The 26,399-nt window shown below is 65.5% G+C and carries 26 protein-coding genes; 13 read left to right on the top strand and 13 right to left on the bottom strand.

Going from position 1 to position 26,399, the window contains the following annotated elements:
- Positions 1–19 precede the first annotated feature (19 nt).
- From FJV77_RS21150 to FJV77_RS21140, 3 genes are read left to right on the top strand one after another with little or no spacing between them, the layout of a single operon-like run.
- Complete coding sequence (locus FJV77_RS21150) at positions 20–499, top strand: (2Fe-2S)-binding protein (RefSeq protein WP_142868572.1); 480 nt, start codon at positions 20–22, stop codon at positions 497–499.
- Entirely contained in the window at positions 496–1,479 is a 984-nt protein-coding gene (locus tag FJV77_RS21145; protein WP_142868571.1) for a xanthine dehydrogenase family protein subunit M, read from the top strand. Before FJV77_RS21150 ends, FJV77_RS21145 begins: the two co-directional genes overlap by 4 nt.
- The gene (locus FJV77_RS21140) at positions 1,476–3,776 is read left to right on the top strand and encodes a xanthine dehydrogenase family protein molybdopterin-binding subunit (RefSeq protein WP_142868570.1); all 2,301 of its coding nucleotides are present in this window, start codon (positions 1,476–1,478) and stop codon (positions 3,774–3,776) included. Before FJV77_RS21145 ends, FJV77_RS21140 begins: the two co-directional genes overlap by 4 nt.
- A gap of 57 nt (positions 3,777–3,833) precedes the next feature.
- Here FJV77_RS21140 and FJV77_RS21135 read toward each other — a convergent pair whose 3' ends face one another.
- Entirely contained in the window at positions 3,834–4,844 is a 1,011-nt protein-coding gene (locus tag FJV77_RS21135) for an NAD(P)-dependent alcohol dehydrogenase (protein ID WP_142868569.1), read from the bottom strand.
- A 97-nt stretch (positions 4,845–4,941) separates the two neighbouring features.
- Between FJV77_RS21135 and FJV77_RS21130 the strand changes: the two genes are divergently transcribed.
- On the top strand, positions 4,942–5,871 hold the full coding sequence (locus tag FJV77_RS21130) for a LysR family transcriptional regulator (RefSeq protein WP_142868568.1): 930 nt from the start codon (positions 4,942–4,944) through the stop codon (positions 5,869–5,871).
- Between the two features lie 72 nt (positions 5,872–5,943).
- Here FJV77_RS21130 and FJV77_RS21125 read toward each other — a convergent pair whose 3' ends face one another.
- The 3 genes from FJV77_RS21125 to FJV77_RS21115 all read right to left on the bottom strand — a co-directional run bounded on the left by FJV77_RS21125 (position 5,944) and on the right by FJV77_RS21115 (position 8,436).
- Positions 5,944–6,147, bottom strand: coding sequence for a hypothetical protein (locus tag FJV77_RS21125; RefSeq protein WP_246691320.1), 204 nt, complete (start codon positions 6,145–6,147; stop codon positions 5,944–5,946).
- A 214-nt stretch (positions 6,148–6,361) separates the two neighbouring features.
- On the bottom strand, positions 6,362–7,123 hold the full coding sequence (locus FJV77_RS21120) for a slipin family protein (protein ID WP_142868567.1): 762 nt from the start codon (positions 7,121–7,123) through the stop codon (positions 6,362–6,364).
- Positions 7,120–8,436: a nodulation protein NfeD gene (locus FJV77_RS21115; RefSeq protein ID WP_246691328.1), complete on the bottom strand. Its 1,317-nt coding sequence runs from the start codon at positions 8,434–8,436 to the stop codon at positions 7,120–7,122. Before FJV77_RS21115 ends, FJV77_RS21120 begins: the two co-directional genes overlap by 4 nt.
- Here FJV77_RS21115 and FJV77_RS33325 point away from each other — a divergent pair.
- The gene (locus FJV77_RS33325) at positions 8,381–8,503 is read left to right on the top strand and encodes a hypothetical protein (RefSeq protein ID WP_281408590.1); all 123 of its coding nucleotides are present in this window, start codon (positions 8,381–8,383) and stop codon (positions 8,501–8,503) included. The genes FJV77_RS21115 and FJV77_RS33325 overlap by 56 nt on opposite strands.
- A 134-nt stretch (positions 8,504–8,637) precedes the next feature.
- Here FJV77_RS33325 and FJV77_RS21110 read toward each other — a convergent pair whose 3' ends face one another.
- Positions 8,638–9,021, bottom strand: a complete 384-nt coding sequence (locus FJV77_RS21110; RefSeq protein ID WP_142868565.1) for an SgcJ/EcaC family oxidoreductase — start codon at positions 9,019–9,021, stop codon at positions 8,638–8,640.
- A 188-nt stretch (positions 9,022–9,209) separates the two neighbouring features.
- Here FJV77_RS21110 and FJV77_RS21105 point away from each other — a divergent pair, with 188 nt between their 5' ends.
- The 7 genes from FJV77_RS21105 to FJV77_RS21075 all read left to right on the top strand — a co-directional run bounded on the left by FJV77_RS21105 (position 9,210) and on the right by FJV77_RS21075 (position 15,719).
- Positions 9,210–9,713: a hypothetical protein gene (locus FJV77_RS21105; protein ID WP_246691319.1), complete on the top strand. Its 504-nt coding sequence runs from the start codon at positions 9,210–9,212 to the stop codon at positions 9,711–9,713.
- Positions 9,714–9,857: 144 nt separating this feature from the next.
- Positions 9,858–10,460: a CDP-alcohol phosphatidyltransferase family protein gene (locus FJV77_RS21100; RefSeq protein WP_142868564.1), complete on the top strand. Its 603-nt coding sequence runs from the start codon at positions 9,858–9,860 to the stop codon at positions 10,458–10,460.
- Positions 10,461–10,498: 38 nt separating this feature from the next.
- Positions 10,499–12,283 (top strand): bifunctional alpha/beta hydrolase/class I SAM-dependent methyltransferase, encoded by a 1,785-nt coding sequence (locus FJV77_RS21095; protein WP_185970387.1) that lies wholly within the window; start codon positions 10,499–10,501, stop codon positions 12,281–12,283.
- Positions 12,284–12,287: 4 nt separating this feature from the next.
- Complete coding sequence (locus FJV77_RS21090; protein WP_142868562.1) at positions 12,288–13,634, top strand: phosphatase PAP2/dual specificity phosphatase family protein; 1,347 nt, start codon at positions 12,288–12,290, stop codon at positions 13,632–13,634.
- A gap of 10 nt (positions 13,635–13,644) precedes the next feature.
- Positions 13,645–14,079, top strand: coding sequence for a hypothetical protein (locus FJV77_RS21085; protein WP_142868561.1), 435 nt, complete (start codon positions 13,645–13,647; stop codon positions 14,077–14,079).
- A 4-nt stretch (positions 14,080–14,083) separates the two neighbouring features.
- Positions 14,084–14,752 (top strand): lysophospholipid acyltransferase family protein, encoded by a 669-nt coding sequence (locus FJV77_RS21080; RefSeq protein ID WP_142868560.1) that lies wholly within the window; start codon positions 14,084–14,086, stop codon positions 14,750–14,752.
- 34 nt (positions 14,753–14,786) lie between these two features.
- Positions 14,787–15,719: a phosphatidate cytidylyltransferase gene (locus FJV77_RS21075; protein ID WP_142868648.1), complete on the top strand. Its 933-nt coding sequence runs from the start codon at positions 14,787–14,789 to the stop codon at positions 15,717–15,719.
- Between the two features lie 16 nt (positions 15,720–15,735).
- Here FJV77_RS21075 and FJV77_RS21070 read toward each other — a convergent pair whose 3' ends face one another.
- The 7 genes from FJV77_RS21070 to FJV77_RS21040 form a co-directional block, all read right to left on the bottom strand.
- A complete protein-coding gene (locus FJV77_RS21070) occupies positions 15,736–17,343 on the bottom strand; it encodes an FGGY-family carbohydrate kinase (protein ID WP_142868559.1) in 1,608 nt (535 codons plus the stop codon).
- 120 nt (positions 17,344–17,463) lie between these two features.
- Entirely contained in the window at positions 17,464–18,192 is a 729-nt protein-coding gene (locus tag FJV77_RS21065) for an SDR family oxidoreductase (RefSeq protein WP_142868558.1), read from the bottom strand.
- Between the two features lie 28 nt (positions 18,193–18,220).
- Positions 18,221–19,480 carry a sugar ABC transporter permease gene (locus tag FJV77_RS21060; RefSeq protein WP_142868557.1) on the bottom strand — a complete coding sequence of 420 codons (1,260 nt, stop codon included), beginning with the start codon at positions 19,478–19,480 and terminating at the stop codon, positions 18,221–18,223.
- Complete coding sequence (locus FJV77_RS21055) at positions 19,477–20,298, bottom strand: ATP-binding cassette domain-containing protein (protein ID WP_142868556.1); 822 nt, start codon at positions 20,296–20,298, stop codon at positions 19,477–19,479. The genes FJV77_RS21060 and FJV77_RS21055 overlap by 4 nt, the downstream gene beginning before the upstream one ends.
- Positions 20,299–20,390: 92 nt before the next feature.
- Positions 20,391–21,449, bottom strand: coding sequence for a sugar ABC transporter substrate-binding protein (locus tag FJV77_RS21050; protein WP_142868555.1), 1,059 nt, complete (start codon positions 21,447–21,449; stop codon positions 20,391–20,393).
- A gap of 228 nt (positions 21,450–21,677) precedes the next feature.
- The gene (locus FJV77_RS21045; RefSeq protein ID WP_142868554.1) at positions 21,678–22,562 is read right to left on the bottom strand and encodes an AraC family transcriptional regulator; all 885 of its coding nucleotides are present in this window, start codon (positions 22,560–22,562) and stop codon (positions 21,678–21,680) included.
- 229 nt (positions 22,563–22,791) lie between these two features.
- Entirely contained in the window at positions 22,792–24,339 is a 1,548-nt protein-coding gene (locus FJV77_RS21040; RefSeq protein WP_142868553.1) for a winged helix-turn-helix domain-containing tetratricopeptide repeat protein, read from the bottom strand.
- Positions 24,340–24,492: 153 nt separating this feature from the next.
- Between FJV77_RS21040 and FJV77_RS21035 the strand changes: the two genes are divergently transcribed.
- Positions 24,493–24,783 carry a hypothetical protein gene (locus tag FJV77_RS21035; RefSeq protein ID WP_142868552.1) on the top strand — a complete coding sequence of 97 codons (291 nt, stop codon included), beginning with the start codon at positions 24,493–24,495 and terminating at the stop codon, positions 24,781–24,783.
- Between the two features lie 42 nt (positions 24,784–24,825).
- Here the strand turns inward: FJV77_RS21035 and FJV77_RS21030 are convergent, their stop codons facing one another.
- Positions 24,826–26,364 (bottom strand): winged helix-turn-helix domain-containing protein, encoded by a 1,539-nt coding sequence (locus tag FJV77_RS21030; RefSeq protein WP_142868551.1) that lies wholly within the window; start codon positions 26,362–26,364, stop codon positions 24,826–24,828.
- Between the last annotated feature and the right edge of the window lie 35 nt (positions 26,365–26,399).

Genomic DNA, 26,399 nt, shown 5'->3' with positions numbered 1-26,399 from the left:
CAACTGGAGCCAGACGCCCATGACCAGCCAGACCACCATCCACCTCACCATCAATGGCCGCGATCATTCACTCAACGTCGAGCCGCGCGTGACGCTGCTCGACGCGCTGCGTGATCGCCTCGACCTGACCGGCACCAAGAAGGGCTGCGACCACGGCCAGTGCGGTGCTTGCACTGTACATGTCGACGGCGAGCGGGTGCTTGCCTGCCTGACCCTGGCCGCGCAGGTCGAAGGCCGCGAAATCACCACCATCGAGGGGCTCGCCGGAGCCGATGGCACGCTCGACGCCGTCCAAGCCGCCTTCCTCGAGCAGGACGCCTTCCAGTGCGGCTATTGCACGCCGGGACAGATCATGTCGGCGGTAGCCTGCATCCGCGAGGGCCATGCCAACTCGGATGACGAGATCCGCGAATACATGGCCGGCAATCTCTGCCGTTGCGGCGCCTATCCGAACATCGTCGCCGCCGTGCGCCAGGCGGCCCTGGAGGTCGTGTCATGAGGGATTTTTCCTACGTTCGCGCCAACAGCATCGAGGCCGCGCGCAAGGCGGCGGCGCTTCCCGGCGCCATGCTGCTTGCCGGCGGCACGACGCTGGTGGACCTCGCCAAATGCGGCGTCGCCCAGCCTGAGACTGTGGTCGACATCACCCATCTCAAGGGGCTGGACACGATCAGCGTCGATGCAAGCCACGCCACGCTCGGCGCGCTGGCGAAAATGAGCCATGTCGCCGACCATGCCGGGATCAAGAGCCATTTTCCCGCTGTCTCGGAAGCACTGTGGCAGGCCGCCTCGGCGCAGCTGCGCAACATGGCGACCGTCGGCGGCAATCTGATGCAGCGTACGCGCTGCCCTTATTTCCGTGATCCCTCCAACTTTTCCGCCTGCAACAAGCGTGAGCCCGGCAGCGGCTGCTCGGCGATCGGCGGCGTGACGCGGGGCCACGCCGTGCTGGGTACCAGCCAGGCCTGCATCGCCATGTATCCGGGCGACCTCGCCACCGCGCTTGTCGCCTTCGATGCGACGGTCCATCTCGGCCAGCGCGTGCTCAAGGTCGACGATTTCTTCCTGCTGCCGGGCGACACGCCTGAGCGCGAGCATGACATCCGCGCCGGCGAGATGATCACCGCGATTGAGATCCCCGGTTCGGCCGCCGCGCGGCGCTCGACCTATCTCAAAGTGCGTGACCGCCAGTCCTACGAGTTCGCCGCGGCAAGGGCCGCGGTCGGGCTGGAGCTGGAAGCCGATGGCCGCACGATCCGCGACCTGCGCGTCGCGCTCGGCGGCGTCGCCACAAAACCGTGGCGGGCGCGCGCCGTGGAAGAGGCGCTGAAAGGCAAGGTCCTGGACGAAGACACCGTGCGCAAGGCGAGCGGCCTCGCCATGGAAGGCGCCGTCGACCATGGCGCCAACCACTACAAGATCGAGCTCGCGCCGCGCGTGGTCGCGCGCGCCATCCTCAAACTGGGAGAGACGGCATGACCGTTCACAACATCAGACATGCCGATTCGAGACATGGCGACGCCTCCGACGGCGCGGTCGGCGGACGACTGTCGCGCGTCGATGGCCCGGCCAAGATCACCGGTGCTGCCAAATACGCCTTCGAGCAGCAGCTCGACGGGCTGGCACATGCGGTGATGGTCGAGGCCACCATCGCCGCCGGCACGGTGCGCGCGATCGACACACGGGCCGCGGAGACCACGCCGGGCGTGCTTCTGGTGCTGACGCCCGACACCATCATGGAGATCAAAGGCGCGTCGGACTGGCTGGGCAATCCGCCAACGCAGAAGACATACTCACCGCTCGCCCGTACGGTCACGTATTCCGGCCAGCATATAGCTGCCGTCGTGGCCGAGACCTTCGAGCAGGCGGTCGCCGCGGCGGCCCTGATCGAGGTCAGCTATGACGAGACGCCGGCCATCGTCGACCTCAGCGATCCCAAGGCCGGCGACGGCATTCCGATCGATGCCATGACCAAGGAATGGGGCGACGCCGAAGCGGCGTTCGCCGCCGCACCGGTGCGCATCTGCGCCGCCTACAATACGCAGCGCGAATATCAGGCGGCGATGGAGCCGCATGGGCTGATCGCGCGCTGGCAGGGCGAAGAGCTCACCATCTGGGAGCCCAGCCAATGGCTGGACGGCATGGCGCGCACCTATGCCGAATGGTTCGGCGTGCCGTTCGAGAATGTGCGGCTGGTCTCGCCCTATATTGGCGGCGGCTTCGGCTCGAAGGCGCTGGCGCTCGCCCACAGCGCGGTGGCGGCGGCCTCGGCGAAAATGCTCGGACGGCCGGTGAAGCTGGTGCTGACAAGACCGCAGAACTTCACGTCCTATGGCGGCCGCGCCGCGACCCGCCAGACGGTGACGATCGGCGCCGGCCGTGACGGCAAGATCCAGTCGATCGTGCATCGCGGCGTCAACGAGACCGCGGTCGACGGCATGTGGGTCGAGCCGCTGGCTTCGGTCACCTCGATCATGTACGCCACGCCCAACTTCTCCTCGAAGCAGAATGTTGTGCGGGTGAACACGGTGGTGCCCGGCGCCAAGCGGGCGCCTGGCGAAAACCCCAGCGCCTTCGGAATCGAATGCGCCATTGACGAGCTCGCCCATGAGGTCGGCATCGACCCGCTGGAGATCCGGCTCAGGAACTATGCCGAGCAGGATCCGGAAGCGAAAAAAGCCTGGTCGACCCGGCAGTTGCGCGAGGCTTTTGCCTCGGGTGCGGAACGCTTCGGCTGGTCGAAGCGCTCACCAAAACCGCGTTCGATGCGCGACGGCCACCAGCTGATCGGCTGGGGCGTCGCCGCCGGCACCTATCCGGTGCGGCGCGCCTATGGCGAGGCCATCGTGCGCATCCTCGCCGACGGCTCCGTCGAGGTCGAAAGCTCCTCGATCGACATGGGCCAGGGCACCTACACGATCCTGGCGCAGACAGCGGCCGAAACGGTCGGCGTGGCGGCCGACGATGTCGTGGTCAAGCTCGGCGATTCCCGATATGCCCGCGCAGGCGTCGCCGGCGGTTCGCGGCTGGCCGGCGTGATGACCGGCGCGGTCTACAAGGCGGCGACATCGGCGCTCGACCAGCTGGTCGGGCTCGCCATCAGCGATCCGCGCTCGCCCTTCCATGCGCTGCAGGCCAACACGCTGGTCGTCGCCAATGGCCGCCTCAGGTCGCCGCGCGGCGACGGTCCCGATGTCTCCATCGCGGAACTGCTGGCGAGCGTCGGCCGCGACCGCATCGAGGCCGCCGGCGACACCATGCCGGCGAATTCGACTGCCGAGGATCGCTACAAGAACTACACCACCATCGCCACGTCGATCCCGCACACCGAGGGCAACTATTCGCGCCACTCCTGGTGCGCGCATTTCATCGAGGTGCGGGTCGACGAGGATTTCGGCACGGTGCGTGTGTCGCGCGTGGTGTCGGCGCTGGATTCCGGCCGGCTGTACAATCCGAAACTTGCCGAAAGCCAGTGGAAGGGCGGCATCATCATGGGCATCGGCCAGGCACTGCTGGAAGAAGGCATCGTCGACCGCCGCCACGGCCGCATCGTCAACAACAACCTCGCCGACTATCTGGTGCCGACCAATGCCGACATCCCCGATATCGAAGTGATCTCGGTCGGCATTCCCGACCTGCATTCCTCGGTGCTCGGCGGCAAGGGCGTGGGCGAACTCGCCATCGTCGGCGTGGCGCCGGCGATCGCCAATGCGGTGTTCCACGCGACGGGGAAGAGAGTACGCGATTTGCCGATCACGCTGGAGAAGCTGATCTGAAATGGAGCGCGCAATCTCCTTTTGCGGTGGAGATTACGCGCTCGGTCGCTTTCGCCCCTACCACTCCAACCCGAACACCAGCTTGCCGAAGTGGAGGCCGCCGGCGGCCATGTGGGCGTAGGCTTCGGTCGCCTCATCAGGTGAAAACACCTTGTCGACGACCGGCTCGATCCCGGCGGCGCCAATGGCGCGGGCGGCGTCGCGAAGGTCGGACACCGACCCGGTGTTGTTGCCGATCACCTTCAGCGCCTTGATGATGATCGGCAGCAGGTTGATCGTGGCCTCGGCGCCGGTGACGAAACCGATGGTGAACAGCGTGCCGCCGGGCGCGGTGGCGTTGACGGCGCGGGCGAAGGTGGCGGTGCCGCCGGTCTCGACGACGAGGTCGGCGCCGAGGCCGCCGGTCAGGTCCAGCACCTTGCCGTCCCAGTCTGATGTCGCGCGGTAGTTGATGAGATGATCGGCGCCCAGCGCCTTCGTCCGCTCCAGCTTCTCGTCCGACGACGAGGTGATGATGACGGTGGCGCCAGCCGCCTTGGCAAGCTGCAGGGTGAAGATCGAGACGCCGCCGGTGCCGAGCAGCACGACGACCGAGCCCGGCCCGACATTGGCGGCGCGGATGGCGTTCCATGCCGTGGTGCCGGCGATCGGCAATGTCGATGCCGCCTCGAAGGAGAGATGCGCCGGGATCGGCACGAGTGAATTGGCCGGCAGCGCGACATATTCGGCCAGCGATCCGGGCAGCGAGATGCCGCGCATCTGCGTCATCTCGTAAGGCCGCGGCCGGCCGCCGATCCAGCGCGGCTTGGCATGGGCGACGACGCGGTCGCCGACAGCGAAGCCGGTGACGCCCTCGCCAAGCGCGACGATCTCGCCGGCGCCGTCGGCGACAGGAATAAGCGGGAAGCTCGGCCCGGGATAGTTGCCGCTCGCCACCGCGACATCTACGAAGTTGAGGCTCGCCGCACGCTGGCGGATCAGCACCTCGCCGCGCTGTGGTTCGGGCGTGGCCACGATTGCGGCGCGGAAGGCGTCCAGCCTCGGCTGGCTCAGTTCGATAGCTTTCATGGGTTCACTCCGGTGTGACGATTGATCGGTTGAGTGAACCTAGCTGCTGCGCTATTTCTGGATAATCCTTGGCTGTTACACTTGAGTATTGCGAAATATGCAGCAATCCCATGAACCGGCGACCCTTGCCGAAATGGCGGCCTTCGCGGCCATCGCCGAGGCGCGCTCCTTCACCAGGGCAGCGGCGCGTGTCGGGCGCGACGCCACCATCCTGTCGCGGCGCCTGCAATCGCTGGAGGAGCGGCTGGGGGTCCGGCTGCTCTCCCGCACGACGCGCAGCGTGTCGCTGACCGAGGCGGGCGCCGAATTCCTGGTGCGCGTGCGCGCCATCCTCGCCTCGGTCGACGAGGCCGAGGCCGCCGCTTCCGCCCATGCTGGCGGCAGCCCGCGTGGCCTGCTCAGGCTGGCGCTGCCCGGCACGTTCGGGCGCATGTGGATCGGGCCGCTGCTGCCTCAATTCCTCGCCGAATTTCCCGATGTCCGCATCGAGGCCGAATTTTCCAACCGGTTCGCCGACCTCGTCGCCGAGAATTTCGACGTGGCAGTGCGGCTCGGCGCGCTGGAGGATTCGCGCCTGGTGGCGCGCAAGGTGGCGACGCGGCGCCGGCTGCTCTGCGCGGCCCCCTCCTACCTCGCCCGAATGGGCAGGCCGGAAACACCGCAGGCGCTGCTCGAACATGCCTGCCTCGGCTTCTCCGGCTTCCAGACCTTTCCGGCCTGGGAGATGACCGACCGCGAAGGCCGGCACGCGCGCGTCGAGGTGTCGGGGCCGCTCGTCTCCGACGACGCCGAGGTGCTGGTCGATGCAGCCGTGCAAGGCGTCGGCCTGATGATGAGCACCGACTGGCTGGTCGGCCGCGAACTCGCCGACGGGCGGCTGGTGCCTGTCCTGGAGGAGTGGACGCTGGCCGACGAGGGCGCGGTCTATGTCGTCATGCCGTCGGCCAAGGGCCAGGCCGCCAAGACCCGCGCCTTCGCCGAGTGGATCGGCAAGCGCCTTTCGCCGGAGCCGCCGTGGCGGCGGTGAGAACTGAGGGCGAACCGCGGAGCTGCCGATCTTCCAGCTCGTGGGGGAACTGTTCGTCATGCCGGCTTTCACTTACCTATCCGGAATGTCCCAGTTCGACCGCTCAAGAACATCGCTTGGTGGAAGGATCTCCTCGGTCTTGAGGTCCCGGCGCTGGATCTCATCGGCGACAGATTCCTCGCGCGGTCCCCACGCCCCACCAATGCCGATTTCCACCGAGATCTTGTCTCGCGTCAGACGCTGCGAGAAGTTGATATCAAACGTTCGCGGCGCCATGTCGAACCACTCGCATGCCTCGCCGAGAATACTTTCCGTGCGACCGAATAGGGAATGTCACCTCCTCGCCATGGAACTTGCGAGGACAAGGCCCACCATAATCGATAGTCTCGTCATGGCTCTCCCCCCATGCCACGCGGCTACTGCCCACAAGACTTCCGGCAAGCGCGGCGATTTTGCGACGGCCTGCGATGGGCGCCGTTGGCTCCCTGCCCTATTTCCCACCCTGCCCCTTCAGGAACTGGCTGAGCAAATCCATCGGCAGAGGGAAGACCACCGTGGACGAGCGCTCGCCGGCGATGTCGTGCAGGGCCTCGAAATAGCGCAGCTGCATGGCTTGCGGCTCCGCCGCCAGCATGCGGCCGGCTTCGACCAGCTTGGCCGCGGCCTGCTGCTCGCCATCGGCGTTGATCACCTTGGCGCGGCGCAGACGCTCGGCCTCGGCCTGCTTGGCGATGGCGCGGACCATGCTCTCGTTGAGGTCGACATGCTTGATCTCGACATTGGAGACCTTGATGCCCCAGGCATCGGTGCGCTGGTCGAGGATCTCCTGGATGTCGCTGTTGAGCTTGTCGCGCTCGGCCAGCATCTCGTCGAGTTCGTGCTTGCCCAGCACCGAGCGCAGTGTGGTCTGCGCCAGCTGGTTGGTGGCGGCCATGAAATCCTCGACCTGGATGATCGCCCGCTCGGCGTCGACGATGCGAAAATAGAGCACCGCATTCACCTTGACCGAGACGTTGTCGCGCGAGATCACGTCCTGCGGCGGCACGTCCTGCACCACCACGCGCAGGTCCACCCGAACCATCTGCTGGACGAAGGGAACGAGGATGATGAGGCCGGGCCCCTTGACTGCGGTGAAGCGGCCGAGCGTGAAGACCACGCCGCGCTCATATTCCCTGAGTATGCGGATGGCCGCGGACAGGAACATGATCACGACCAGGGCGAGGACGAGATAGACCACATAACCGACCATCATTGTCTTGCTCCATTGACTCCCGCTTCGTGGCGCCTGACCGTCAGCACGAGGTCATTGACATCGGTCACCTCGACGCTGTCGCCCGGCGCGACGGGTCCGTCGGCCTTCGCCCGCCAGCGCTCGCCCAAGGCCAGCACATGGCCCTCACCGCCCTGCCAGTCGAGGATCTCGGCGGGTTGGCCGCGCATGGCCTCGCCGCCGACACGCGGCGGGTTCTTGCGCGCCGCCCAGACATAGGTGCCGGTCAGCAGCGCCAGCCCCAGCGTCAGCGCCGCAGCGGGGCCGATGATGGCCCATGACATGGCAAAGCCCGGGCCCTCGATTCTCAGCAGCATGGCGGCGCCGAGCAGGAAAGTACCGACGCCGCCCAGCCCGAGCACGACCGTGGGGTTGAAGGCCTCGACGACGAGGAAGGCGATGCCGAGCAGCATCAGCGCAAGGCCGGTATAGTTGATGGGCAGGAGGTTCAGCGCATAGAGGCCGAGTACCAGGCAGACGGTGCCGATGACGCCGGGCGCCACCGCGCCGGGGCTGGTGAATTCGAAGATGATGCCGTAGATGCCGACCAGCATCAGGATGACGGCGGTGTTGGGGTCGGTGATGACGGCAAGCAGCCGGATGAACCAGCCGGGCTCCAGCGTCTCGACCGGCAGGCCTTTCGTCGCCAGCACCCGCTTGGCTCCGGCTACCTCGACGGTGCGCCCGTCGGCGAGTTGCAAGAGCTCTGTGGTGTCGCGGGCGACGAAGTCGATGACATGCTCGTGCAAGGCGGCATTGGCCGACAGGCTCGCGGCCTCGCGCACCGCCTTCTCGCCCCAGTCGCCGTTGCGGCTGCGCAGTTCAGCGAGCGAGCGGATCAGGGCGACTGCGTCATTGGTCACCTTGGTCATCATCGCGTCGGCGGCCGGCGGCCCAGTGCCCTTGTCGTCCTTTTCCTTCTCGCCGCCCGGAAGCGACGGCAGCCCGCCGAGCTCGACCGGCGTCGCGGCGCCCAGATTGGTGCCGGGCGCCATTGCCGCGACATGGGTAGCGTAGAGGATATAGGTGCCAGCGCTCGCCGCGTGGCCGCCGGCCGGCGCGACATAGCCGATGACAGGCACGGGCGACGCGAGGATGTCGGCGATCATCTCGCGCATTGAGGTGACCAGCCCGCCAGGTGTGTCGAGCTGAAGGATGAGGACCTCGGCGTCCCGCTTGGCGGCGACATCAAGCGCCTCCTCGAGCTGCCTAGTGCTTGCCGGCCCGATGGCGCCGTCGATGGCGACGCTCAACGCAACCTTCTCGCTCCCGGCCGAGGAGAAGGGAGAAACGATAGCCGCGATAACAAAGGCCGCGGCAAAAAAGGCCACCCGCGCGAAGATCACGCTCAAAGCTCCATGACTTCAATATGGGTTGTATTTTGGCGAAGTCCATGAGGCGTGCCTGGCGATTGGCGAATACGGCTGAACCTCCTTCACATGAGGGATTGGTAGTCCCGGCGCCAGCGCCCTGCGCTCGTGGGCTGATCGGAAGCTCTAGTTTCGCGTCGTCAAAAGGTTCGCGTCGCGCGCAAGGCGCCAGCGACCGTCAGCCTCCCTGTGCAAAAGCGTAAGTGTATATCCCGACCGGCGGACCGCCTCCCCACCAGGCGGAGTGGCCGTCATGTCGATGCGATTGCGGATGTAGGCCCAATCGCCAAGCACCTTGAGTTCCACGATCTCGCTCGTGCCATCGATCCCTGTATCGTCCATCTCTCTGGAGGCGGCAGCAAAAGCCTCCTTGCCGAACGGCTCCTTGCCCGGAACCATGAAGATCACGTCGTCCGTCATCAATGTGAGCACGGTTGCGAGGTCGCCTTTCCTGCTTGCCGCCATCCAGCTATCGACCACCCGTCGGATCGCGGTTTCGTCATCTGTCATTGTTTCGTGCCTCCGTTAAAGTCGCCCGGCGCATGGCCGATGCCCGGCCGGCGGGCCGCGCGTGAATAGCTGGTGCGTCTGAAGCCCCTGGCAATACGCTGCCCCACAATCTCTTTGCTACCATAACTTCGTTTGCCCTGTATGATCGGGACGGGACGTTTGATGTGACAGGCTCGATGGGGGGAATTATGCAAAGCGGATTCGCAAAATTCATCATGGCCGGTTCCCTGGCGGCCACACTGCAGGCAGCGCAGCCGGTGTTTGCCGCGCCCTGCAACTGGAGCGCCAAGATGGAGGAGGACGAAGGCGGCAGCGTGCTGACGGCCTCGGTGTGCGGCGGGCCGAAGGCCGATGCGCAGCTGATGCTGGTCTGTTTCGACAAGCCGGTGCTGAGCTATGATCTTGGCCCCTCCGGCCAGCAGCTGGAGCCCGGCATCAGCGGGTCCTTCACCTTCAAGGCCGGCAACAAGAGCGTCACAAAAACGCTCCAGCTCGAGGCGATGTACAATTATTTCACGCTGGAACTGTCCGGCGCTGCCGACCCGCTGCTTGCCCTGCTGCGCGGCAAGGGCAACGTCACGGTTACGGCTGACAAATATGGCGAGAGCAGCTTTCCGCTGACAGGATCGAGTGCCGCCATCGGCAAGGTGCTGGCCCAGTGCGGCAAAGGTTCAGCCGGCGACGCCGACTGAAGCCCCTGAACGAATTACTGATGGAGATGGCGGGCTTTGAGCCCGCCATCTGTTTGCGGTGAAGAGGCCCCGCCCCTTGCGTCTCGCCCCGCGATTGACCAATCTCACCGACACTGTCATGAGCCGCGGTCGGGGGGATCGCATATGCCTACGCTCTATGCACTGAAACCGGCTTTTCAGGCCAGGCTGCGGCCGTTGGCCGACCGGCTGGCCGGCGCCGGCGTCACCGCCAACCAGATCACGCTTCTCGCAGCCGCGCTCTCCATCGCCACTGGAGTGCTCGTCGCGGCGCTTGCCGAGCATCGCCTGATCTTCCTTTTGATGCCGGTGGTGCTGTTCGTGCGCATGGCACTCAACGCCATCGACGGGATGCTTGCCAGGGAACATGGGCAGGCTTCGAAACTCGGCATGTATCTCAACGAGCTCTGCGACGTCGTCTCCGACCTGGCGCTGATCCTAGCCTTTGCCACTCTGTTCCCGGCCTGGGGTGTCGTCGTCTTCGCCATCGCCACCATGCTTGTCGAGTTCGCCGGCGTGCTCGGCGTCGCCGCCGGCAGCGGGCGCAACTATGCCGGACCGTTCGGCAAGAGCGACCGGGCCTTGGTGCTCGGGGTCATTGCTTTCCTCATCGCTTGCGGCCTGTGGGTCGAAGCGATCGCGCCCTTTGTGTTTCCGGTCTTGGCTACACTGTCTCTCGTAACCGCCATCAACCAGATACGCAGCGGCCTTAGAGCGGGCGGCGCCTGATGACGAAGCGTCAGGGACCCGGCCGCCAGAGGGAAACCATGATCCACCAGACCATCGCTGCTGCAGCACCGGGAAGTCTCGAACGCGTGGCGCAGGAGCGCACCTTCAAAAGCCATGACGGCACCGAGATCTTCTACCGCTACTGGCCGGCGGCCGGGCAGACGCCCAAAGGCGCGATCCTTCTGTTCCATCGCGGCCATGAGCATGGCGGCCGCATGGCGCATCTGGTCGACGAACTGGCCATGCCCGACCATGCCTTCTACGCCTGGGACGCGCGCGGCAATGGCCGCTCGGCCGGCGAGCGAGGCTATGCGCCGTCCTTTGCCGCGCTGGTGCGCGACATCGACTGCCTGGTGCGCGAGATCGGCAAGGACGGCTTTGGCCAGCGCGATGTCGCGCTGATCGCGCAATCCTTCGGCGCGGTGCTCGCCGCCGCCTGGGTGCATGATTATGCACCCGACATCCGTGCACTGGTGGTTGCCTCGCCGGCCTTTTCGGTCAAGCTCTACGTGCCCTTCGCCAAGGAGGGCATTGCTCTGTGGCAGAAACTGAAGGGCCGCTTCTTCGTCAATTCCTACGTCAAGGCGAAGTTCCTGACGCATGATGCCGAGCGCATCGCTTCCTTCGATGCCGATCCGCTGATCACGCGGCCGATCGCTTCCAACATCCTGGTCGAACTTTATGACCATGCCGCCCGCATCGTCTCAGACGCCCGCGCCATCACCGTGCCGACGCAATTGCTGATCTCGGGCAGCGACTGGGTGGTGCGGCATGCACCGCAGCACGAATTCTTCGTCAATCTCGGCAGCAGCGCCAAGGAGCGGCATGTGCTGCCCGGCTTTTTCCACGATACGCTGGGCGAACGCGATCGCCGCCAGGCGCTCGACCTGATCCGGCCGTTTCTGGAAAAGCAGTTCGCCGCGCCGGAAAAGAAGGTCGAGCTGCTGCAGGCCGATCGCGCCGGCTACACACGCGACGAGGCCGACAGGCTGGCCTCACCGCTGTCGCTGCTGTCGCCGAAAGGAATCTATTGGGCGATGAGTCGCGCCTCGATCGGCATGGGCGCCTGGCTGTCCTCGGGCATGAAGACGGGCATTGCCACCGGCTTCGATTCCGGCTCGACGCTCGACTATGTCTATGAGAACGAGGCGCGTGGCACCGGCTTCGTCGGCCGCATGATCGACCGCACCTTCCTCGACGCCATCGGCTGGCGCGGCATCCGCCAGCGCAAGCTGCATCTGGAAGAGCTGATCGGCAACGCTGTCGCTGCGCTCAAGGCGGCCGGACGTCCAGTCAACATCGTCGACATCGCCGCCGGCCATGGCCGCTATGTGCTCGATGCCGTCGCCAAATGCGTCGAACCGCCGGCAAGCGTACGGCTGCAGGATTATTCCGAGATCAATGTCGGACTGGGCTCGAAGCTGATCGCCGACCGGCATCTGCCGACCAGCGTCACGTTCCGCCAGGCCGACGCCTTCGATGCCGAGATGCTGGCCGGGCAAAAGCCGGCGCCGGATCTCGCCATCGTCTCCGGGCTCTACGAATTGTTCGCCGACAATACGATGATTTCCCGCTCGCTCGGTGGCCTAGCCAGCGCCATGCAGCCCGGCAGCCTGCTCATCTACACCAACCAGCCCTGGCATCCGCAGCTGGAGATGATCGCGCGCAGCCTGACCTCGCATCGCGGCGGCCAGGCCTGGGTTATGCGGCGGCGCACGCAAGGCGAGATGGACCAGTTGGTAACGGCGGCCGGTTTCGAGAAGATCGACCAGCGCATCGACCGATGGGGCATCTTCACCGTTTCGGTCGCACGGCGCGTCTGAGGCCATGGCCGCACTTGTCACCGCCCCTGCCCCCGCTCCGCCGCGGGAACCGTATTCCGGTATCGTGCTGAGGGCTGCCCTTTGGCTGGCGCTGCTCGCCCCGTTGTTCTACTCGACCTATGGCTTTGCCAATTGGCTGGCGTCGCGGCGCGACCATGTCGGCAGCATCGTCTTTGCCTGGGAACACGCCATCCCGTTCGTCGCCTGGACGATCGTGCCCTACTGGTCGATCAATCTGTTCTATGGCCTGTCGCTGCTGCTCAACACCACCAGGCGCGGCGTCGACCGGCTCGCCGGCCGCTATCTGACGGCGCAGATCATTGCCGTCTCCTGCTTTATCGCGTTTCCGCTGACGGCCACCTTCGTGCGGCCGGAAACCACCGGCCTGCCCGGGTTCCTGTTTGCGGTGCTGGGCGGTTTCGACAAGCCGTTCAACCAGGCGCCATCCCTGCACATCGCACTCCTGGTGATCATCTGGGATCACTGGCGTCACGTTCTGGTACGCCACCGTCTCGGCGCCACTCTCGGACCCGTCTGGCATGTCTGGTGCGTTCTGATCGCCGCGTCGGTGTTGACGACCAGGCAGCATCATTTCATCGACATTCCGACCGGTGCGCTGCTCGGCCTGTTTGCCCTGTGGCTGTTTCCGGCCAAGGGCGAACTGCCTTTCTGGAGCTTTCGCCCGGCCACCGACCCGAACGCGCGGCGGCTGGCGGGATATTATGCGCTGGGCGCGGCGCTTGCCCTGGCCGGCGCTGCTGCCGGGGCATTCGTCTCCGCTGATTTTCTCATCCTGTTGTGGCCGGCGCTGGCGCTGGGCATCGTCGCCTTCGCCTATGCCGGAGCCGATGCAAAAGTGTTCCAGAAGGCAGCCGACGGCAGCGTCTCGCTGGCCAGCCGCATCCTGCTCCTGCCCTACCGGCTCGGCGCCAGAATCAATGTGTGGGCATGGACCCGCGAGCTGGCGCCACAAGCGGAGATCACCGACGGTGTCTTCTTCGGCCGGTTTCCAAGCGCGGAGGAGGCCAATCGCTTCGGCACCGTCATCGACCTTGCCGGCGAACTGGAACGACCTGGCGGCGTGACCTGCCGCTGGATCAGCTATGCCATGCTCGACCTCGTGGCGCCGCCGCATGACAGGCTGGAGCGGGCGGTGGCGGCGACCGAACTGGCGCGCCGGCGTGGCACCGTGCTGGTCTGCTGCGCCCTCGGCTTCCAGCGCAGTGCGGCAATAATCGCCGACTGGCTGGTTGTGACCGGGCGCTCGCACACAGCCGCACAGGCGCGCAAAAAGCTCGCTGCATCGGGCCGGCCCGTGCATCTCCACAGCGGGCTGGAAGAACCGACATGAGTGGGCCGGCATGAACGACGAGGCCTATCGCGACAAGGCAGAGGCTTTCGCCGCCGCGCTGATGGTGCAGGCGGTTTGGCCAATCCTGCTGGTAGTGGGCGCCGTGATGGCGGCGCCGGTCATCGGCCTGGTGACCGGACCGCAGACGACCGCGCTGTCGGCGGCGGGCTGGCTGGTCGCGGCGGCGAGTGCCGTGAGCACGCTGGCCCTTTCGGCGTTGCTTTTGTTCGACGCGCTGCTGTTTCGGCTGATGGCCAGCCACGCCAGCGAGGCCGCCGGCGGTGCCGTGGTCGACGATGTGCTGGCGCGCATGCGCCTGAAGCCCACCCCTGCCGGCGGCCGCTCGCTCGATCATCGCATGGCAGGCACGCGACGCCTGCTGACAAGACAGCGCATGGCGCTCGCCGTGTTTGCGGCGGCATCCCTTTTCGCAGCGTTTGTTTGAGCCCATGACAAAACTTCACCTGCGCGCCAACACCTTCACCTTGCTGCAGACGGTGACCTCGGTCGGCCTCTCGGCGGCGGCCTGGGTGGTGACCGGCGTGCGGCCAATCTGGAACGGCAGCCAGCCGTCGGAGCGGCAGCGCATCTACTTCGCCAACCACGCCAGCCATGGCGACTTCATCCTTTTGTCGGCCTGCCTCAGCGAAAAGGTGCGCGCCCGCACCCATGCGATCGCGGCGGCCGAGTATTGGGGCAAGTCGCGGCTGCGCCGCTTCATTGCCGAGGACATGTTGTCGTCCGTTCTCATCCACCGGCAGTGGACCGACGAAACGCAGCACCCGATCTCGATCATGCTGTCGGTGCTCGACCAGGGACATTCGCTGATCCTGTTTCCTGAGGGCACTCGCAACACGACCGATGCGGAATTGCTGCCGTTCCGCTCCGGTCTCTACAATCTGTCGATGGCGCGGCCGGATGTCGAACTCATCCCATGCTGGATCGAGAACATGTCGCGCGTGTTGCCCAAGGGCCAGTTCCTGCCGGTGCCGCTTCTGTGCCGCGTCGTCTTCGGTCCGCCGGTGGCGATCGCGCCGGGCGAAGAGCGGCGCGCCTTCCTTGAGCGCGCGCGCCAGACATTGCTGTCGCTCGACCCGCGCCCGGATCGTGACGACTAGCCATGGACAGAGACGTCGCATGACACTGCCGCCAATGCATGAAACCGTCATCCTGCTGGTTGGCCTGGTCGGCGTGCTGACCACGGCCAGCACTGTTGCCGGCATCCTGTCGTGGCGGGCGCCGAAGCCGCTGCCCTCGACCCTCGTCAACCTCAACCAGCGCATCAATGCCTGGTGGGTGATGGTGGTGGCGATCACGGTCGCCTTCTTCTTCGGCCGCACCGGCATGACCATCCTGTTTGCGCTGATCTCATTTGCGGCGCTGCGCGAATTCGTGACGCTGACGCACAGCCGGCGCAGCGATCACTGGGTGCTGCTCGGAATGTTCGGCATCATCATCCCCTACCAGTACTGGCTGGTGTGGACCGCCTGGTACGGGCTCTTCACCATTTTCATTCCGGTCTACTGCTTCCTCTTGATGCCGGCGATCACCGCGCTCAACGGCGACACCGAGCGCTTCCTCGAGCGCGTGTCGGCGCAGCAATGGGCGGTCATGATTTCGGTCTACTGCGTCAGCCACGTGCCGGCGCTGCTGACGCTGAACGTGCCCGGTTTCGAAGGCCGCAACCTCTTGCTCATCGCCTTCCTGATCATCACCGTGCAAGGCAGCGACGTCTTCCAGTATATTTTCGGCAAGCTGTTCGGCCGGCATCTGCTGTCGCCCGCCGTCTCGCCGTCAAAGACCTGGGAAGGGCTGGTCGGCGGGCTGGTGGCGTCGAGCCTGCTCGGCGCGCTGCTGTCGTTCCTGACGCCGTTCTCGCCGCTGGCGGCGGCAGGCGTCGCCTTCATTGCCTGCCTGATGGGATTTCTCGGCGGTCTGGTCGCGTCGGCCATCAAGCGCGACCAGGGCGTCAAGGACTGGGGCCACCTCATTGAAGGCCATGGCGGCATGATGGACCGCGCCGACAGCCTGGTCTTCGCCGCGCCGGTGTTCTTTCACATCGTCCGCTATTTCTGGACGGTGTGAGCGGAAGCGCGCTCCTTCACTCTCGGATGGCGCGGCCCGCCTGCTGCAACAGTTCGAAGGCGGCGAAGCGTTTGTCGTGCCAGGGCATGAGATCGCCGCCGGCCGGGCGATAGATGTCGCCGATGCGCGACATGCCAGTCATCGCCGCTGTCACGTCGGGATATTTTTGCGCCGCCACTGCGGCCAGTACGGCCGAGCCGAGCAGCACCGGCTCCGGCGAGGTCGATCCGGCGACGGTCAGGCCTGTCGTGTCGGCCAGCAGCTGGCGCACCAGGTCGCTTTGCGCGGCGCCGCCGCTGACGACGATGGTGTCGATGGCAATGCCCTTGTTGGCCATCGCCGCCAGGATCTGGCGCACGCCATAGCCGATCCCCAGCAGGCCGGCGACATAGAGCGCGACGAGACTGTCGAGCGACGTGTCCATGCCGAGCCCGGCAATCAGCGCCTTGGATTCAGGATCGGCGAAGGGCGAGCGGTTGCCGAGGAATTCCGGCACGACATGCAGCCCTTCGGCAAGGCGCGCCACCGCGGACAGATCAGCGGACTTCGTTGCCGCCCGCCGGCCAAGCCAGGCGGTCAGGCCGAGACCTTCCGCCCTGGCTTTTGCGGATGCTTCCGCCGAGGCTGGGTGGAAAGCGACGAGATGATCGATCGCCGCGCCCGCCGCCGACTGGCCGCCTTCGTTGAGCCACAGGCCCGGCACCATGGAGGAGAAATACGGACCCCAGACACCCGGCACGAAGGCCGGTTCGCTGGTGCTGGCCATGGTGCAGGCCGAGGTACCGAAGACATAAGCCATGCGCGACTGCAGCGTGCCGACGGAGCCCGTGCCGCCGACCGTGCCGACACCGCCGGCATGCGCATCGATCAGGCCGGCGGCGACCGGCGTTCCCGGCAGCAGGCCGAGATCGGCGGCCGCCGCCTCGGTGAGGCCCTGAGCCAGCGCGGTGCCGCCTTCGACCACTTCGGTGCCGATGCGCGCGAAGCCTTCGTCGGCGAGCGCGCCCAGACCGACGGCGCGGAAATAGGCATCGTCCCAGCGCCGCTCATGGCCGAGATAGGTCCATTTGCAGGTGAGCGTGCAGATCGAGCGTGCCAGGCTGCCGGTCGAGCGCCAGGTCAGATAGTCGGTCAGGTCGAAAAAATGCTCCGCTGCATCGAAGGTGGCGGGCAGGTTTTCCCGCAGCCACAGCAGCTTAGGCGTTTCCATCTCCGGCGAAATGGTGCCGCCGACATAGTCGAGCACGGCGTGCTTGCCGGCATTGATGCGCTGCGCCTGGTCGAGCGCGCGGTGATCCATCCAGACGATGATGTTTCGCTGGCTGTCACCCGAGCCGCCGACCGCCAGGGGTGCACCGCCCTTGCCGACCACAACCAGCGAACAGGTGGCGTCGAAGCCGATGCCGGCAATGTCACGCCCGGCAAGTCCCGACTTTGTCACCGCCTCGCGCACGCTGGAGCAGACCGCGCGCCAGATGTCTTCGCTCGACTGTTCGGCGATTTCGCCAGGCTCGATGAACAAAGCGATGTCGCGCTTCGCCGAGGCGAGCATGGTGCCTTCAGCGTCGAACACCCCTGCCCTGGCGCTGCCGGTGCCGACGTCGATGCCGAGGAAGTGGGACATGGGGGACCTCAGGGAATTGGCGAATAGCGAATAGCGAATAGCGAATAGCGAATAGCGAATAGCGAATAGCGAATAGAAATTACGCCCCTATTCGCTACTCGCTACTCCCTATTCGCTCTCTCACAAATCATTGCTCTGTGGCAGGATCACCAGATCCCGAATGGTCACGTTCCTTGGCCGCGTCAGCATGAACAGCACGGCTTCGGCGACCTCAACGGGCTGAATCAAGCCGCCCTTGGCCAGTTCATCGTCAAGCTTGTCCTTCGGCCAGTCGCTGATCAGCGCTGTTACCACCGGCCCCGGCTGCACCGCGCCGACGCGCAGGCCGTGCGGGGCGACCTGCCGGCGCACCGTGTGGACGAAGGCCTGCACGGCATGTTTGGAGGCCGTGTAGATCGGCTCCCAGACCACCGGCACCAGTCCGGCGATCGAAGAGGTGACGATGATGTCGCCGGTCTTGCGTTCGACCATGTGCGGCAGCACGGCGTGCACCGAGCGGAATACCGCATTGATGTTGAGGTTCAGCACGCGGTCCCACGTATCGGGATCGCCGTCGAGCACCGGACCGCCGACATAGGCGCCGGCATTGGCGTGGAAGATATCGAGCTGGCCGGCTTTTTCGAGGATCTGCGGCATCATGGTGGCGACGCTGGACGGCCTCATCAGATCGATCACCAGCGGGATAGCATTCGGGCCGAGTTCGGCGCAGGCGCTCTTCAATGCGTCTTCGGCGCGGTCGACCAGCACGACGCGGACGCCGGCGGCAATCAACGCCCTGGCGCATTCCAGCCCTATGCCCGAGGCGGCCCCGGTGATCGCCGCGACTTTTCCACTCAAATCCTGAGCCATTCTTGCTACCCTCGTATTGTCTGTTGGTTCAGGCGCGGCCGTGGGAAACCCGCGAGCGGCGTGCCAGGGAGTCGACGATGACCGCGATCGCCAGAACGGCGCCGGTGATCATGTAGCGAAGCGACGATGACAGGTCGAGCAAGGTCAGCCCGCTGGCGATCGACTGGATGACGATGATGCCGAGCAGCGCGGAGTAGGCGCTGCCGCGACCGCCGAACAGGCTGGTGCCGCCGATGACCGCCGCGGCGATGGCGTTGAGGTTGACGTCACCGGTGCCGGCCTGCTGGCTGGCCGAGGCCAGCCGTGCCGCCGACAGCACGCCGCCGAGTGCGGCGAACATCGAGCACATGACGAAGGCGCTGAGATAGATCGAGCGCACCTTGATGCCGGCTCGGCGCGCCGCTTCTCGGTTGCCGCCGACGGCGGTCATCGAGCGGCCCCATTGGGTGCGGGTCAGCGCATAGTTCATCGCCACCACCAGGCCAACGAACAGGCCGAACATCCACGGTATGCCGCGCGCCTGGTTGAGATAGCCGACGATCAGTTCAAGCAGGATGGTCAGGGCGGCGACGCGCACGATCAGGCCGCCGACCGATGGCGCCGACAGATTGACGGCGCGACGGCGGCTGACGGTGCGCAGGCCGGTGATGAGCATGACGATGCCGGGCACTGCGGCCAGCGCATAGGACAGCCAGTCCGGCATGACCAGCAACTGGCCGAAATTCACCAGGTGGGAACCATAAGGCAGATTGATCGAACCGGTGGAGCCGAGGATGTAGAGCTGCAGGCCGAGCACGGCGAGCAGGCCGGCGAGCGTCGAGACGAAGCTCGGCATGCCCAGCCGGTTGAACAGCAGAGCATAGAGCGCGCCGATGAAGCCGCCGACGGCGAGTGCGGCGAGGATGGCGAGCGCCACCGGCCAGCCCTGGTTGACCCACAGCGTGCCGACCATGGCCGAAGCAAAGCCGCTGATCGAACCAACCGAGAGGTCGATCTCGCCGACCATCAGCACGCAGACGATGCCGAGCGCGATGACGCCTACGGTCGAACAGTCGAACAGCAGGTTGACCAGGTTGCTGGAGGACACGAACACCGGGTTGAGGGCGGTGAACACGCTCCAGATGATGACCAGGCCGACGATCACCGGCAGCGAGCCAAGGTCGCCGGAGCGGACACGGTCGAAGAAGGCGCTGATCGCGCCGCCGACGCCGGCCTGGTGCTTGACGCGCACGTCGCTGCGGTCGAGCGCCGTTGACGAGGAGGTGTCCTGCTTTGGCTCTGCGCTCATGGCCGCTGCTCCTGTGATTGCGCCTGTGCTGCCTTGCGCCGTTCGGCGCGGCGCGACACCGCGTTGTTGGCGGCACCGGTGATGGCGCTGACCAGTTCCTGGTTGGAGGCATCGGGTTCGAAGACACCATTGTTGCGCCCGAGCCTGAGTACGACGATGCGATCGGCGACGGCGCGCACGTCTTCCATATTGTGGCTGATCATCAGCACGCCGAGGCCGCGTTCGCGCACCCGGTCGATGAGGTTCAGCACCTCCGCCGTCTGGGCGACGCCAAGGGCGGCGGTCGGCTCGTCAAGCAGGATGACCTTGGGGTCGAGCAGCAGCGAGCGCGCAATCGCCACGGTCTGGCGCTGGCCGCCGGACAGCGAGGCAACCGCTTCGCGCACAGTTGGAATGCGCGCCGACAATTCGTTGAGCAGCGTCCAGGCGCGGATTTCCATCGCCACCTCGTCCAGCCGCAGCGGGTTGAGCTCCTTGCCGAGAAAAATGTTGGCGACGACATCGAGGTTTTCGCACAGCGCCAGATCCTGGAAGACGGTGGCGATGCCGAGCGTCAAGGCAGCGCTCGGGTCGGGCATGGTCACTTGCTTGCCGCGGAAATCGATGGTGCCCGACGTCGGCTGGTGGACGCCGGCGAGGATCTTGACCAGCGTCGACTTGCCGGCGCCATTGTCGCCGACCAGCGCCACCACCTCGCCGGCATGGACGTCGAGATCGATTTCGGTGAGCGCTGATACAGCGCCGAAATTCTTCGAAATGCCGCGCAGGCTGAGCACCAGCTCGCCTGCCGAAACCGGTCCGTCAGAGATGTCAGACATAGTGGCAAACCTTTCCGGATGACCGGTCAAGAGTGACTGCGGACTTCCGGCCGCCGCAAAGGCAGCCGGAAGTCAGGATCAGGATAATCCGATCAGTTGGTGATGCCGAGCTTCTTGCAGCCTTCGGCGTAACGGTCGACGCAGAGCTCTTCGGCGGTGTTGATCTTCTTGTCGATGATCTCGGCCTTGAGGTTTTCCTGCGTCACCACCGCCGGCGTGAACAGCTGCGAAGGGGTGTCGTAGAGGGTCATTTCGGCCTTCGGCGTCTCGCCCGACAAGAGCTGGACGGCGACGTTGGCGGCAGCCGCGGCCACGATCTCGCTCGGCTTGGAGATGGTGTTGTACTGGTCGCCGGCGATGATCAGCTGCAGTGCGGCAATCGTGGCGTCATTGCCGGTGACCGGCGGCACCGGATCGACACCGGCCGCCTTGAAGGCGGCGATGGCGCCGCCACCGGTGCCGTCATTGGCGGCGACAACGCCGACGATCTGCGTGGAGAAGCGGGTGATCTGGCCGCTTGCCCATTGCTGTGCCTTCGGCGGCGCCCATTCCGGCGTGTCGTATTCGGCCAGGATCTTGTAGCCGCTGCTGTCGAGGCTGGAATGAATGCCCTTCTTGATCAGACCGGCGGCCGCGTCGGTCGGCGAACCGTTGATCTGCAAGAGGCCGCCGCTGGCCGGATCGACCTTCAGCGCCTTGAGGTGTTCGACCAGCGAGTCGGCGATGGCCTTGCCGATGCCTTCATTGTTGAACGAGACGTAGAAGTCGGCAGGTGCCGTCGGGATCGGCCGGTCATAGGCGATGACCTTGACGCCCTGGCTCTGCGCCAGCTTGACCAGCGAGGCGGCAGCGGTCGAGTCGACCGGGTCGAGCACGATCGCCTTGGCGCCTTGCGAGATGACCGAGTTGAACTGCTGCTGCTGGCGCGAGGCGTCGGCATCGGCGTTCTGGTAGATCACCTTGCAGCCGGGGCAGAGCTTTTTCATCTCGGCGGCAAAGCCGGGATAGTCGTGCTGCTCATAGCGCGTCGAGGCCTGGTCGGGCATCAGGAAGGCGACCGTGGCATCGGTGACAGGGGCTGCGAAGGCGGCGGTGCCGCTGAGGAGAGAAAGCGTGAGCGCAATGGCTCCCGTCGAAGCAAATCTGGTCATTCTGATATCTCCGTTTCAATTGTTTCACGAAGCCCTGTCACCACATGGCGCGCCGGGCCTTGACTGCAAGTCGAACTGTTGCGAGGAATGACGACGCACTTGATCTGTGCTGCGCATCCTCTTGATATCGCTGGATTTCAGGACAAGCGATCTCCAGCACGGAGCGCCTCCAACGCACCCCGCGTCCTTTCTTCCCAAAATGTCTAAAGCTCCTCCCGGTCCTCCCTGTTAGGCGGCAATCTCCGCACTGATGTTTTCCGCCAGCAAGGCCCTGAAGCGCGAAGGCGACATGCCTTTCTGCGTCAGGAACTGGCGGTTGAAATTCGAGATGTTGTTGTAGCCGGCGGCAAAGCAGATCTCGGTGATCGGCATGTCGGCTTCGCTCATCAGCAACTGGCAGGCGAGGTTGATGCGCAGCCGGTTGACGTACTGCACCAGCGCCATGCCGGTGTGGCGGCGGAAGCTGCGCGAAAACGCGCTCGGGCTGCGGCCGGCAATTGCCGCCAAATCGCTTTCGCTGAACGGCTCAGTCAGATTGGCGTTGATATAGGCAAGCGCCTTATTGACGCCGGCCGACATGAAGCCGGAGGGATCGGGCAGATAGCTGGCGCTGGTCAGCGTTCGCACATCGGCGGCGCGGCTCAGGATATCGATGAGCTCCATGAACAGCGCGATGCGGCGCACGCCCTGCGCCTCGACCAGTTCGGCCAGCACAGGTGCGGCGAGTTCAGCGGTAGCAGCGGAGAACAGCGCGCCACGCCGGCTGAGTTCGAGAATATTTTCACAACCGGCAAGTTCTGGCAGCGCCGTGGTGGCGTCGGCGATGAATTCTTGGGAGAATTGCACGACGCGGCCGCGCAGCGGCACGCTGGTGCCGGCCGGCACATCGCTGACCCAGTTGTGCGGCAGGTTCGGGCCGGTGAGCACGAGGTTGCCGGGCTCGAACTCGCCAATGAAATCGCCGACGAAATAGTGGCCGGTGGTGGCGACGACATGGTGGATTTCGTATTCTGGATGGAAGTGCCAGCGCACGGTGTGGAAGGGGTAGCCGTGGGCCCAGGCCTTGAACGACTCGCCACGTCTGATCTGGACGACTTCCAAGTCCGGATTCATGTCAGTTCCTCCCGGCGCCGGTCCGGTCATGCGACCAGTTGCAGTGCCCTCTTCCGCAGGCCGCGTTTGCCGCTCTCTGCAGTGATCAAAGCTTAGGCGGCAATCCTTGCCGCCGCCACCACGGTGTGTCCACCTCATTGATACTTTTTTGACATTTTTACGGCCGAGGCGACGCGTTTGCGACAGGGCGGCGTCTCACGCACCGCACTCCGCCCCGACAGGTGGTCCTCTACTCCGGCACTCCAAGGCTTCTCAGCGCGTTTTCGTGTCGGTCGAGAATTTCAACTCTAAAGGGCATCGAGTCGCGAACCGCCCGCAAGGTGAGCTCCGGATATTCGCGGTGACAACGCGCCATATGCTGCCGGGCTTCGTCGAGGCGTCCCGCTTCGACAAGGGCCGGGATCAGCGTACGCAGGATCCACAAAGCGTTCGGATGCTCCGCCAGGACACGCAGATACAGATCCGCCGCCTGGCCGGGCCGCCCTGCGCTGAAATGCACGACAGCCAGACCCAAATGACAGGTATAAACCATGGGATCAAACGGCCCCAGTCGCAACGACCGCTCGAAACATTCCGCCGCCCGCTCGACCTCGTCTCTGTAGGCTGCAACCCAGCCGCTCCTGTTCCAGGCGAAGGCCGAATTGGGATCGATCGAACACGCCTTTTCAAGCAACGCGGCTGCAGTGACGAAATTGCTCGACACGGTGTGGGCAGCGCCGAGCACGGCCAGGGAAAATGGATCGTCACTGTTGAGTTCGGCAGATCGCTCCGCCAGCCCCAGCGCACGGCGCCGGTCGGCCTCAGGCGAGGTCGACCAATTGTAGACGCTGCGCTGCGCATGGCACCAGGACAGCAGCGACAGGGCCAGCGGATAGTCGGGATCGCCTAGCAAAGCCTTCTCCAGCGTCTCGATGGCGATCGCGTTGTCCTGTCGGCCGAGCGCCCAGACATGCGGCAGACTGCGCATCACCAGATCGTAGGTTTGCAGGTCGCCCGGCCGCTTGCGGCGCGCACGCTCGATTTCCGCCATCTGGATAGACGGCAGGATGGCGCCTGCGACACCCGCCGTCACATTGTCCTGTAGCGCAAACGTATCCGCGATGTCACCCTTGAAGCCTTCCGCCCAGATCAGGCTGCCGGTCTCGGCCTCGATCAGCCTGGCCGAGATGCGGAGCTGATCGAGATGCCGACGCACGCTTCCTTCCAGCACGTAGCGGACACCGAGCTCGCGGCCGATGCGCGGCAGGTCGAACGCCTGGCCACTGTAGGCAAAGGCCGAGTTGCGCGACATGACGAACAGGCCGCGAATGCGCGCCAGCGCCGCCGTGATCTCCTCTACCGTGCCGTCGGCGAGGTAGGATTGCTCCGGGTCCGACGACAGGTTCTCGAACGGAAGCACGACGAGCGACGGCTTGTCGGGAAGCTGAGGCGACGGACGAGCGTCGACAGCTGGCGGTCCCTCCAGCACTTCGCCGGGCAGCATGTAGCCCCGGCGCGGCATAGTGCGGATCAACATCTGCGCTGAGTCGCCCAGCGCGCGGCGAATGTCGCTGATGCATTGGGTGAGTGAATCCTCGGTGACGACGACGTCGCTCCACACCGCATGCAGAAGCTCGTCCTTCGACACCAGCCGGCCAGCGTTGCGGATGAGAAAAATCAACAGATCGAGCGATTTCGGCCGCAGCGCGATCTCGCCAGAACCGTCGCGCAACACTCCGGCGCGCGTGTCGAGGCTGAAGCCGGCGAAGCGGTAGATCGGCTGTGGCTCAGCGTTCATCGCGGCTGTCAGCTCCTCGCAATTTTCAGGGCTTCGTCAGCATTCTTTCAGGCCACTTTCCGGACACGCATTTCAAACAGGCGCAATCTCGCACTCAACGATGAAGGTGGCAAGAAACCGAAGCCACAACGCGTGCAACACGGAGACAGTCCCATGACGACGATTGATCATTTCATCGGTACCAAAACCGGCAACGGGCGGCGCGCTTCCTTGTCGCTTTTCCGGCTGTATGAGGCGGCGAAATGGACGCTGCTGTGGCTGCCACGCTTCTGGAAGGCGCGTAGCGAACTCTCAGGTCTGGCCGCCATGAGCGAGTGCGAGCGCCGCGACATCGGCGTGACAGCCTTCGACATTGAAAACGCGCTCACCCTGCCGGTCGAGCGCGACCCCACCGAGGTGCTTGCCCAGATAGTAGATGATCGCCGCCATTGCCGCGAATGCTGAGCACCGGCGTAAGCCCGCACCGGATCTGGTTCCGGGTCATGGTCAGTCCGGCAGGCCGGCCTCGCGCAGGCCGGCGGCGATGCGTTCGCTCGTGCCCGCGTCGAAGGGCGAGGCGTCGCCAACCCTGGCAATGGTGAGGCCCGGGTAGGTTTCCATGAGCCTGCGGCAAGCGTGCCTTGCCTCGTCCTTGCGACCGGCATGAACCAGCGCCGTGACCAGCAGGCGCAGTCCCCACCAGGCGCCCGGCTGCTGGCTAAGGCCGCGCTGCGTCAGCGCCACCGCCTCGTCATAGCGCGCGGCGACGAAATGCGCGGCGCCGATGCCGATCTCGGCCATGTAGCCCATCGGGTCGCGCGGGCTCAGCCGTTTGAAATGCTCGAACTTCTCGATCGCCGCCTCGGGCCGCTCGCGATAGACATCGAGCCACGCGCTGCGCAGCCAGGCCCAGGCGGAATTCGGATCGAGCGCGCGCGCTCGCGCCAGATATATGTCGGCGACATCGTAGTCGCGGGCAAAGGAATGCGCCGCGCCGAGCACGGCAAGCACCATCGGGTCGTCGCCGGAGAGCGCCGCGCCCGTCTGCGCCAGGCGCAGGCCCTCCTCCCGGGAAGCGGCCGGCGTTTCAGTCCAGCGGTAGCCCGCGCGCTGCAGATGGCACCAGGCCAGCAGCGAAAGCGCCAGCGGATAATCCGGCTCGATCGCGATCGCACGTTCAAGCAGCTTCCCGGCCTCCTCGTTCTGCGCGCGCTCAAGCGACCAGGTGAGCGGAAAGGCGCGCAGCACGTAGTCGTAGGCGGCGAGGCTTTCCGGCCGCTTGCGCCGCGAACGCTCGATCTCGGCCGACAGGATGGACGGCTGGATGGCGCCGACGACACTCTCCGCAAGCCGGTCCTGCAGGTCGAACACATCGGCCATGATGCCGTCGTAGCGGTCGGCCCAGATCGTCTTGCCGGAAGCGGAGTCGATGAGCTGTCCGGTGAGGCGGATGTGGTCGCCGGCCTTGCGGACGCTGCCGGTCAGCACGTAGCGCACACCGAGTTCGGCTCCGGCCCGTTTCACGCCGTCGGCCTCGCCCTTGTAGGCGAAGCTCGAATTGCGGGCGATGACGAAAAGCCAGCGCATGCGCGACAGCGCCGTGGTGATCTCGTCGACCATGCCGTCAGCGAAATAGTCCTGCGCCGGGTCGCCGCTGAGATTCTCAAAGGGCAGCACCGCGATCGACGGCCTGTCGTCGGCGCTGCCCTCCTCGCTCCCGGTCGCGACCCGATCCTCGAGGCGGCGCACGCGCTCCTCGTCGATCACATAGCCCCGCCGCAGCACGGTGCGGATCAGGCCATCGGCCTCGGCGCCGAGCGCCTTGCGGATGTCCTTCATGCATTGGGTAAGCGAATCGTCGGAAACGGCGATGTTCGGCCAGACCGCATTGACCAACTCGTCCTTGCCGATGACGCGGCCGGCATTTTCCAGGAGGTAGACGAGCAGCGAGAGCGACTTGGCGCGCAGGTCGACGTCGTGCCCGCCCCTCTGCAGCCTGCCCCTGTGCAGATCGAGCCTGTGGCCGGAGAATTCGAACGTCGTCATGTCGCCCCTCAAGGAGACGTCAACCAATTCGATCC

It is taken from the genome of Mesorhizobium sp. WSM4306, from assembly GCF_007003975.1.
GTDB lineage: Bacteria > Pseudomonadota > Alphaproteobacteria > Rhizobiales > Rhizobiaceae > Mesorhizobium.
Note: the sequence above shows the minus strand (reverse complement) of the source record. Positions and strands in the feature narration are given on the sequence as shown.

Coding starts and splice junctions, on each gene's coding strand:
- FJV77_RS21145 (WP_142868571.1), top strand. CDS start 496: ATGAGGGATTTTTCCTACGTTCGCGCCAACAGCATCGAGGCCGCGCGC.
- FJV77_RS21080 (WP_142868560.1), top strand. CDS start 14,084: ATGACAAAACTTCACCTGCGCGCCAACACCTTCACCTTGCTGCAGACG.
- FJV77_RS21090 (WP_142868562.1), top strand. CDS start 12,288: ATGGCCGCACTTGTCACCGCCCCTGCCCCCGCTCCGCCGCGGGAACCG.
- FJV77_RS21055 (WP_142868556.1), bottom strand. CDS start 20,298: ATGTCTGACATCTCTGACGGACCGGTTTCGGCAGGCGAGCTGGTGCTC.
- FJV77_RS21035 (WP_142868552.1), top strand. CDS start 24,493: ATGACGACGATTGATCATTTCATCGGTACCAAAACCGGCAACGGGCGG.
- FJV77_RS21045 (WP_142868554.1), bottom strand. CDS start 22,562: ATGAATCCGGACTTGGAAGTCGTCCAGATCAGACGTGGCGAGTCGTTC.
- FJV77_RS21105 (WP_246691319.1), top strand. CDS start 9,210: ATGCAAAGCGGATTCGCAAAATTCATCATGGCCGGTTCCCTGGCGGCC.
- FJV77_RS21135 (WP_142868569.1), bottom strand. CDS start 4,844: ATGAAAGCTATCGAACTGAGCCAGCCGAGGCTGGACGCCTTCCGCGCC.
- FJV77_RS21120 (WP_142868567.1), bottom strand. CDS start 7,123: ATGATGGTCGGTTATGTGGTCTATCTCGTCCTCGCCCTGGTCGTGATC.
- FJV77_RS21030 (WP_142868551.1), bottom strand. CDS start 26,364: ATGACGACGTTCGAATTCTCCGGCCACAGGCTCGATCTGCACAGGGGC.
- FJV77_RS21095 (WP_185970387.1), top strand. CDS start 10,499: ATGATCCACCAGACCATCGCTGCTGCAGCACCGGGAAGTCTCGAACGC.
- FJV77_RS21100 (WP_142868564.1), top strand. CDS start 9,858: ATGCCTACGCTCTATGCACTGAAACCGGCTTTTCAGGCCAGGCTGCGG.
- FJV77_RS21060 (WP_142868557.1), bottom strand. CDS start 19,480: ATGAGCGCAGAGCCAAAGCAGGACACCTCCTCGTCAACGGCGCTCGAC.
- FJV77_RS21125 (WP_246691320.1), bottom strand. CDS start 6,147: ATGGCGCCGCGAACGTTTGATATCAACTTCTCGCAGCGTCTGACGCGA.
- FJV77_RS21070 (WP_142868559.1), bottom strand. CDS start 17,343: ATGTCCCACTTCCTCGGCATCGACGTCGGCACCGGCAGCGCCAGGGCA.
- FJV77_RS21150 (WP_142868572.1), top strand. CDS start 20: ATGACCAGCCAGACCACCATCCACCTCACCATCAATGGCCGCGATCAT.
- FJV77_RS21065 (WP_142868558.1), bottom strand. CDS start 18,192: ATGGCTCAGGATTTGAGTGGAAAAGTCGCGGCGATCACCGGGGCCGCC.
- FJV77_RS21050 (WP_142868555.1), bottom strand. CDS start 21,449: ATGACCAGATTTGCTTCGACGGGAGCCATTGCGCTCACGCTTTCTCTC.
- FJV77_RS21140 (WP_142868570.1), top strand. CDS start 1,476: ATGACCGTTCACAACATCAGACATGCCGATTCGAGACATGGCGACGCC.
- FJV77_RS33325 (WP_281408590.1), top strand. CDS start 8,381: ATGGCGACGCTCAACGCAACCTTCTCGCTCCCGGCCGAGGAGAAGGGA.
- FJV77_RS21040 (WP_142868553.1), bottom strand. CDS start 24,339: ATGAACGCTGAGCCACAGCCGATCTACCGCTTCGCCGGCTTCAGCCTC.
- FJV77_RS21085 (WP_142868561.1), top strand. CDS start 13,645: ATGAACGACGAGGCCTATCGCGACAAGGCAGAGGCTTTCGCCGCCGCG.
- FJV77_RS21110 (WP_142868565.1), bottom strand. CDS start 9,021: ATGACAGATGACGAAACCGCGATCCGACGGGTGGTCGATAGCTGGATG.
- FJV77_RS21130 (WP_142868568.1), top strand. CDS start 4,942: ATGCAGCAATCCCATGAACCGGCGACCCTTGCCGAAATGGCGGCCTTC.
- FJV77_RS21075 (WP_142868648.1), top strand. CDS start 14,787: ATGCATGAAACCGTCATCCTGCTGGTTGGCCTGGTCGGCGTGCTGACC.